Origin of the sequence: Plantactinospora alkalitolerans (assembly GCF_015690345.1) — a bacterium.
Classification (GTDB): Bacteria; Actinomycetota; Actinomycetes; order Mycobacteriales; family Micromonosporaceae; genus Plantactinospora; species Plantactinospora alkalitolerans.
On sequence record NZ_JADPUN010000195.1, the window covers coordinates 1 to 7,776 of the forward strand.

7 protein-coding genes are annotated in these 7,776 nt (G+C 71.7%); 6 read left to right on the forward strand and 1 reads right to left on the reverse strand.

The annotated features are described in order from the left end of the window. The coding region (locus I0C86_RS20880; RefSeq protein ID WP_196202955.1) for a DEAD/DEAH box helicase at window positions 1-1,480 on the reverse strand (1,480 nt) is incomplete at its 3' end. A gap of 285 nt (window positions 1,481-1,765) precedes the next feature. On the opposite strand from I0C86_RS20880, the gene I0C86_RS20885 reads away from it, so the two are divergent. The 6 genes from I0C86_RS20885 (at window position 1,766) to I0C86_RS20910 (ending at window position 7,615) form a co-directional block, all read left to right on the forward strand. Beyond that, on the forward strand, window positions 1,766-1,963 hold the full coding sequence (locus tag I0C86_RS20885) for a hypothetical protein (protein WP_196202956.1): 198 nt from the start codon (window positions 1,766-1,768) through the stop codon (window positions 1,961-1,963). 135 nt (window positions 1,964-2,098) lie between these two features. Next, the gene (locus I0C86_RS20890) at window positions 2,099-2,569 is read left to right on the forward strand and encodes an NUDIX hydrolase (protein WP_323373757.1); all 471 of its coding nucleotides are present in this window, start codon (window positions 2,099-2,101) and stop codon (window positions 2,567-2,569) included. Between the two features lie 177 nt (window positions 2,570-2,746). Further along, window positions 2,747-3,718, forward strand: a complete 972-nt coding sequence (locus I0C86_RS20895) for an acetylxylan esterase (RefSeq protein ID WP_196202957.1) — start codon at window positions 2,747-2,749, stop codon at window positions 3,716-3,718. Window positions 3,719-3,985: 267 nt separating this feature from the next. Further along, a complete protein-coding gene (locus I0C86_RS20900) occupies window positions 3,986-5,620 on the forward strand; it encodes a S8 family peptidase (protein ID WP_196202958.1) in 1,635 nt (544 codons plus the stop codon). Window positions 5,621-5,643: 23 nt separating this feature from the next. Then, window positions 5,644-7,035 carry a hypothetical protein gene (locus I0C86_RS20905; protein ID WP_196202959.1) on the forward strand — a complete coding sequence of 464 codons (1,392 nt, stop codon included), beginning with the start codon at window positions 5,644-5,646 and terminating at the stop codon, window positions 7,033-7,035. A 190-nt stretch (window positions 7,036-7,225) separates the two neighbouring features. Then, entirely contained in the window at window positions 7,226-7,615 is a 390-nt protein-coding gene (locus I0C86_RS20910; RefSeq protein WP_230394504.1) for an ATP-binding protein, read from the forward strand. The last annotated feature ends 161 nt before the right edge of the window (window positions 7,616-7,776 follow it).

The window sequence follows — 7,776 nt, forward strand, 5'->3', positions numbered from 1 at the left end:
CGGCACGGCGGTCGCCGGCCGCCGCGTGCCGGTCACCGGTTCCGGTGCCACGACCGCCCGTCGCGGACCGCCGGCCGCCGGTGGAGGCGGTACGCCCCGTCGCGGCGCGGCCCCGACCACCACCGGTCGCGGCCGGCGTCGTCAGCACCGGAGGTGCGGTGAAGCGGCGCTCGCCCGGAGCGAGTTCGGCGAGCAGCGAGTCACCCGGACGCAACGGGGTGATCTTCGGGTTGATCCCCGCCTGCCTGGTCAGATCGCGTACGTCGGCCACCTGGTCGTCGGTCATCAGGGTGACGACGATGCCACTCGCCCCGGCCCGGGCGGTTCGCCCCGACCGGTGCAGGTAGGCCTTGTGCTCGGCGGGCGGGTCGGCGTGGATCACCAGTGCCACGTCGTCGACGTGGATCCCGCGCGCGGCGATGTCGGTCGCGACGAGCGTGCCGGCGTGGCCGGACGAGAACGCCGCCAGATTGCGGGTCCGGACGTTCTGCGCCAGGTTGCCGTGCAGTTCGACGGCGGGTACGCCGGAGGCGACCAGTTGGCTGGTCAGCTTCTTCGCGCCCCGCTTGGTACGGGTGAACACCAGCGCCCGGCCGGGGGCGGCGGCCAGGTCGATCAGGACCGGCAGCCGGTCGTCGGGGCGTACCCGGAGCACGTGGTGGGTCATCGCGGCGGGCGGGGACGCCGCCGAGTCGACGCTGTGCGTGACCGGGTTCCTGAGGTAGCGACGGACCAGGACGTCGACACCGGAGTCGAGGGTCGCCGAGAAGAGCAGCCGCTGGGAACCGGCCGGGGTCCGATCGAGCAGCCGCTTGACCACCGGCAGGAAGCCCAGGTCGGCCATGTGGTCGGCCTCGTCGAGCACCGTGATCTCGATCGCGTCCAGCACGGCGTGGCCGGTCGAGACGTGGTCGGCGAGCCGACCCGGGCAGGCGATCAGGATGTCCACACCGGCCCGCAGCGCGCTCACCTGCGGCCGGGCGCTCACCCCGCCGAAGACGGTCAGGGTACGCAGGGACAACTCGGCGGCCAGCGGCGCGAGAGTCGCCTCGATCTGGGTGGCCAGCTCGCGGGTGGGTGCCAGGATCAGCGCGCGTGGCCGGCTGGGCCGGCGCGACGCCGACGGGGCGGCCGCGAGCCGGGCGAGCAGCGGGATGGCGAACGCGTAGGTCTTGCCCGAGCCGGTCCGGCCACGGCCGAGCAGGTCACGCCCGGCCAGCGCGTCCGGAAGCGTCGCGGTCTGGATCGGGAACGGCGCGTCGATGCCGACCCGACCGAGCGCGGCGACGAGCGCGGCGGGTACGCCGAGATCGGCGAAGCCGGCCGCCGTCCGGGTCCCGGGCGCAGCCGTGGTCCCCGGCGCAGCCGAGGTCGTCGGCGCAGCCGGGTGTCCGGGCGCGGTCTGGTCTCCGGCTGCCGGCCGGGCGACGGAAGTGGTGGATGGGACAGAAGTCGTCTTGCGGGGGCGGCGTGCCGCCATCGAGTCTCCGAACCTGGAAGGGGTCGGCCCGATTCCGGCGCTGACCATTCGGTCGCAGCGCGTGGTAGCCGACATCAGACGCAGGCCGTGACCGGAGCCAGGGGCTGCGCAACCGAGTCTACCCGCATCCGATCTCCGCCCGTGCACCATAGTCAACCAACCGCTCGGGGTACGCTTATGGGGCGATCGGAACAGACGGTGTCCCGGCCACGGCCGGATCCAGCCTGGTCGCTTTCCGCCCCCGTTCGCGTCTGCCGGTGGGTGAGCGGCGCATCCGCGCGAATCATGCGAGCAGACGCATACCTGGAGCAGACTTTGACCGATGTGACGGTGCCACACTCGAACCTCTTCGTCGACCCGACAGGGGCGGAGCCGGGTGAGGAACAGCGGCAGACCACCGACGTGAGCCGGGCTGCCATGAGCCGACTCCGTACCCCGTTCGAGGTCGAAGACCCCGACCGGGAGCCCCAGCGGGGCGAATAGTCGCCCTCCGGTCCACGCCTCACCGACGTACTGCTCCGGTCGGCGCCACCGGCGTGACCGACTGGACGGGGCGTCGGTGAGCGGTACCGTCCGATGCTCATCGTGTCCGGTCGATGACCGGTCTACGCTGCCGTTGTGACGGCTTCCGAGATGCCATCCGCGGCCACCCCGAACGTCGCCGCCGGTGCCCTCTTCTTCGATGCCGAGGGCCGCGTGCTTCTCGTCCGTCCCGCGTACCGGGAGCACTGGGACATCCCCGGCGGTTGCGCCGAGCCCGGCGAGTCACCCCGCGCCGCCTGCATCCGGGAGATCCAGGAGGAACTCGGTCTCACCGTCGATGTCGGCCCGGTACTGGTGGTCGACTGGGCACCCGACGACGACAAGGAAGACTGGCTGCTCTTCGTCTTCGACGCGGGGCCGCTCGACGGCGACAACCAACGCCGGATCGCCTTCGTCGACGGCGAGATCACCGAATGGCGCTTCGTCGCCGTCGAGGACCTCGACGGGTACGGACCCGGCCGGCTCGTCCGCCGGATCCTCACCGCGGTGGCCGCGAAGGCCGGGGAACGGTGCAGCTACGCCGAACACGGCATCGCGCCGGTCTGAGGCCGTCCCCGGGCGCCGAAGTGCCGATGGTCACACCGACCGCCGGAGGCTGACCGGATCGTTCAGGCGCTACCCTCCGGGCCACGGACCACCGGCTCGACGCCGGGCCACCCACACCGGCTGCGTGTCGGGCCGGTCACCAGCGTGACGCCCAGCCGTGAACGAAAGGAACGGGCCATGCTTGTCGACTGGCCACTGGACCGGTTGCGCGACTACCTGCCCGATCGGGACGAGCCGACCGACTTCGACGACTTCTGGGCCGACACGCTGCACCAGGCGCGGGACGCCGGCAGCCCGGCCGAGTTCACCCCGTACGACGCCGGCCTGTCCACTGTAGAGGTGTACGACGTCACGTTCTCCGGATTCGCCGGACAACCCGTACGCGGCTGGTTCCTGCTCCCCCGGGACAGCACCGGGCCGCTGCCCTGCGTCGTCGACTACATCGGGTACGGCGGCGGGCGCGGCCTGCCGCACGAGTGGCTGACCTGGAGCGCCGCCGGCTACGCCCACCTGGTGATGGACACCCGGGGGCAGGGCAGCAACGGTTACCTGGTCGGTGACACTCCCGACCCGGATCCGGTCGGCCTGCCGCAGACCCCCGGTTTCATGACCCGTGGGCTCACCCACCCCCGGGCGTACTACTACCGCCGGGTCTTCACCGACGCGGTTCGGGCCGTGGACACCGCAAGGGCACATCCCCGGGTCGATCCGGACAGGGTGGTGGTCGGCGGGACCAGCCAGGGTGGCGGGATCAGCATCGCCGTCGCCGGCCTGGTCGACGGACTGGCGGCGGTACTTCCCAACGTCCCGTTCCTCTGCCACTACCGCCGGGCCACCGAGATCACCGACGCGCTGCCGTACCAGGAGCTGGTGACGTACCTGAAGACGCACCGGAACGACGTCGAGCAGGCGTTCCGGACGCTGAGCTACTTCGACGGGGTGAACTTCGCCAGCCGGGCCACCGCTCCGGCGCTCTTCTCCGTCGCCCTGATGGACGCCATCTGCCCGCCGTCGACCGTCTTCGCCGCGTACAACCACTATGCGGCGGAGCAGAAGGACATCACGGTGTGGCCGTACAACGGTCACGAGGGTGGCGCGGGATTCCAGTTTCCCCGACAGGTAGACCTGCTCCGCCAACTGCTCGGCTGATCTGCTCCGCTCGGCTGATCTGCTCCGCTCGGCTGATCTGCTCCGCTCGGCTGATCTGCTCCGCTCGGCTGATCTGCTCCGCTCGGCTGATCTGCTCCGCTCGGCTGATCTGCTCCGCTCGGCCGCCGCCGGTCCGTTCGCCCCGGAACGGTGGCGGCCGGGCCGCACACTGGGCAGGGTCGAAGCCGACTGTCAAATCCACGTCCGCCACTTCCATCCGGCCCTGGCGTGCGGAAACGATAGTCCGGAAGTCACGGGAGGATTCCATTGGATCAGGACGGTGCCGAGCCGGGACGTCCGGCGGAGCCGCTGCCGGCCGAGTTCGGATCGGCGAAGCAGAACGCGGACGGCGGCGACCGGGCCGGGCCGCTGTCACCGGTGCCCACCTCCCCCAGTCTGGTCACCGACTCGGTGATCGCCCGGCCGTTGCAGGAGCGGATGCGGGAGTCGGGCATCGAGCCGATCGGCGTGGTGATCGAACTGCGTACCCGGCACCCCGGCGGGGTGTCCCGGGCGCAGGCCCGGGTTCGGGAACTCATCGTGCAGATCGCCGGCCCCGACACCCCGGTCTGGCCGATCGGCTCGTACGTGAGCAGCGCCCTGACGGCGCGGCAGATCCGGGCCCTGGTGGCCGCCGACGCCACCGACGCGGCCGACGCGGACGCCGGTGCCGAGGCGGAGACCGAACAGGACGGCGGGGCTGGCGCCCGGCCGGGACGGACCGTCGACGAGGTGTCACCGCCGGCCGTCAGCGGGCCCGCCCAGCGCTGGTCCATCCACCGGATCTGGCCCAACTTCGAGATCCAGCCGCTGATCCACCGCTCGGTGGTCACCACCAAGTGTCAGGCGGCGCACCGTGCCTTCAACGCGTACGGCCAGGACCTCGTCTGGGCGGTGCTCGACTCCGGCATCGCCGCCGCCCATCCGCACTTCCACCGGCACGACAACCTGGGCCTGGCCGCACCGCTGGCCCACCGGTCCTTCGTCGGCGGCAGTGACGACGAGGCGGTGGTCGACCTGGCCGGGCACGGCACCCACGTTGCCGGGATCCTGGCCGGCGAGCAGATCCTCGACGACTCCGCCCCGCCACTGACGGCCGCGACCTGGTACCAACCGGACGCCGGTGACACCCGTTGCGAGCGGGTGCACCTGCGGACGATCAGTGGCATGGCGCCGCGTTGCAAGCTGCTGTCCTGCAAGGTCCTCCGGGACGACGGCTCCGGGGACATGGCCGCCGTGCTGGCGGCGCTGGAGTACATCCAGGAACTCAACGACCACGGCCGTGAGCTGCTCGTACACGGGGTGAACCTGTCGGTCGGCTACCCGTTCGACCCGACCTGGTTCGCCACCGGACTCAGCCCGATCTGCCGGGAGGTCGACCGGCTGGTGCAGTCCGGCGTCGTGGTGGTGGTCGCGGCCGGCAACACCGGCTACGGCTACGTCATCGACGCCGGCGGTCGGCGGATGCGGACGGCGTTCGACCTGACCATCAACGATCCGGGCAACGCCGAGTTGGCCATCACGGTCGGCGCGACGTCCTGCCGGCCACACGCCTCGGGCGTCTCCTACTTCTCCTCCAAGGGACCCACCGGCGACGGTCGGGCCAAGCCGGACCTGGTGGCGCCGGGCGAACGCGTGATCAGCGCCGGTACCGGCAAACTGCTGGAGCGGGCACTCGCCGGGGTACCCGAGGCGACATATGTGGAGAACTCCGGCACCTCGATGGCGGCCCCGCACGTGTCCGGGGTCGCGGCGGCGTTCATGTCGGTGCACCAGGAGTTCATCGGACATCCCCGCCGGGTCAAACGCGTACTGCTGGAGTCCGCGACCAGCCTCGGACGGGACCGCTCGTTCCAGGGCTACGGACTCGTCGACGCGATGCGCGCCCTGCAATCGGTCTGATCCATTCGGGATGGAGCGGTGAGATGCGGTTTCCGTACGCGGAGGTGGAGATCGAGTCCACCGGCGCGATCCACGACGAGAACCAGCGGCGGGCCGCCTCGGACCTGGTCGCCGCCACCGGGCCGACGGACGTCCTGGTCCTCTGCCACGGCTGGAACAACGACATCCCGCAGGCCCGCCGGCTCTACCTCCGGCTGACCGACAACATGGCGGCGGTACGCCCGGCGGTCCCGTCGGCGGCGTCCCGGTCCCTGGTGGTGATCGGCGTGCTCTGGCCGTCGATCCGCTGGTCCGACGAGGACGAGGTGGCCGGCGGCGGAGCCGGGTTCGGCGACGAGGCCGCCGCCCTGACCGATGCGATCGCGGAACGGATCGAGGATCCGACCAGGGCGGCGCGGCTCGCCCGGCTCGTGCCGAAACTGACCGGGTCGGCCCAGGCCCGACGGGAGTTCCTCGACGCCCTGCGTGAGCAGGTCCCGACCGCGCCGGCCAGGCTGACCTCTGAAGTCGGCGCCGAGGACAGCGGCGCCGAAGGCCGCCGCGCCTCCGGAAGCGGCGCCGAGGACAGCGGCGCCGAGGACAGCGGCGCAGAGGTGGACGAGGATCCGCCACCGGCGGCACTCCTCGCCGGAGACCCGGAGGAGGTCTTCGCGGAGGCGGGTGGGCCCGAGGTCGACTTCGGCCTGCCGGAGCGGTCCGGTGGCGCGGCCGGATTCGACGTCGGCCCGCCCGAGCAGCGGTCCGCCGGCGGCGCGGCCGGGTTCGGCTTCGGCCTCGACGACGTGCTGCGCCGGGCGCGCGGCCTGCTGAACATCACCACCTACTACACGATGAAGGACCGGGCCGGGCAGGTCGGCTCCGGCGGCATCGCCGCGCTGCTGTCCGCGCTGGCCACGACGGCCCCGCAGGCCCGGCTGCACCTGGCGGGTCACTCGTTCGGCGCCCGGGCCGTCTCCGCCGCCGCGGTACGGCACCCGAGCCTGCACTCGTGCACCCTGTTGCAGGCCGCGTTCAGCCACCACGCCTTCGCCGCCAACTTCAACGGCCGGGGCGAGAACGGATTCTTCCGGCCGCTGCTGGCCAGCCGAAGACTGACCGGACCGATGTTGATCACGCATACGGTCAACGACCGCGCGGTCGGCCTGGCGTACGCCGCCGCCTCCCGGCTGGCCCGGCACGCGGGCGCCGGGCTGGGCGACGAGAACGACCCGTACGGAGGGCTCGGCCGCAACGGCGCGCTGAAGACTCCCGAGGTCGTCCAGCCCGGGGGTGAACTCCTGGACGTCGGCGGCGTCTACCATTTCCAGGCCGGCCGGGTTCACAACCTGCGGGCGGACTCCTTCGTCCGGTCGCACGGCGACGTCGGTGGCCAGCAGACCGCCTACGCACTGCTCGGTGCGATCAACAGTGCGTAGTTGTCGGCGCTGGTGGCGCCGGTGATCGGCGGCGGAATCCGGTCGCCGATGCGGGATGGCTCTGCCGTCTTTGATTGACATCGCCACGAGTGGGTACCGTCCGCTGTACCCTGACGGGTCCGGTGACCTTGGAGGCGCCATGACGGACGGTCCGTTGCACCATCAACGGACGGATACTCAGCATGGCCCTTTGTTGTTTCAGGACGACTTTGACGGCGTGCGGGTCGCCGACGTACGCCGATCACTGACCGAGTGTCTCCTCTCGGCAGGGTTCGGCGGGCCACGTCTCGATGACTTCGTGACCGCGATCAACGAGGTGATGACCAACGCCGTACGGCACGGTGGCGGCCGGGGCGAGATACGGCTGTGGCGGGCGGAGCACCTGGTCTGCGAGATCCAGGACCGTGGCTCCGGCCTCGCCGATCCGCTGACCGTTCCCCACTCCCGTCCCCGGCCGTCCGCGAACGGTGGAATGGGTCTCTGGTTGGCCCGGGAACTCGCCGACTTGATCGACATCAGGAGCGGACCCGACGGCGTCCTGGTACGCCTCGCCATGACCTCCCCGCCCCGCCAGGGCTGACCTCGGTGGCCGTCGCTGGCCCCGTCCAAGGTACGGACGGGGCCAGCGATCCCCCCTGCCGGCGGTTCCCCCCTTGCCGGCGATCCCCCGCTGCCGGCGGTTCCCCCTTGCCGGCGGTCTTGCCGGCGGTTCCGTTACCGGGGCGGTATCCCGCTGGAGAC

Coding starts and splice junctions, on each gene's coding strand:
- I0C86_RS20905 (WP_196202959.1), top strand. CDS start 5,644: ATGCGGTTTCCGTACGCGGAGGTGGAGATCGAGTCCACCGGCGCGATC.
- I0C86_RS20895 (WP_196202957.1), top strand. CDS start 2,747: ATGCTTGTCGACTGGCCACTGGACCGGTTGCGCGACTACCTGCCCGAT.
- I0C86_RS20885 (WP_196202956.1), top strand. CDS start 1,766: ATGCGAGCAGACGCATACCTGGAGCAGACTTTGACCGATGTGACGGTG.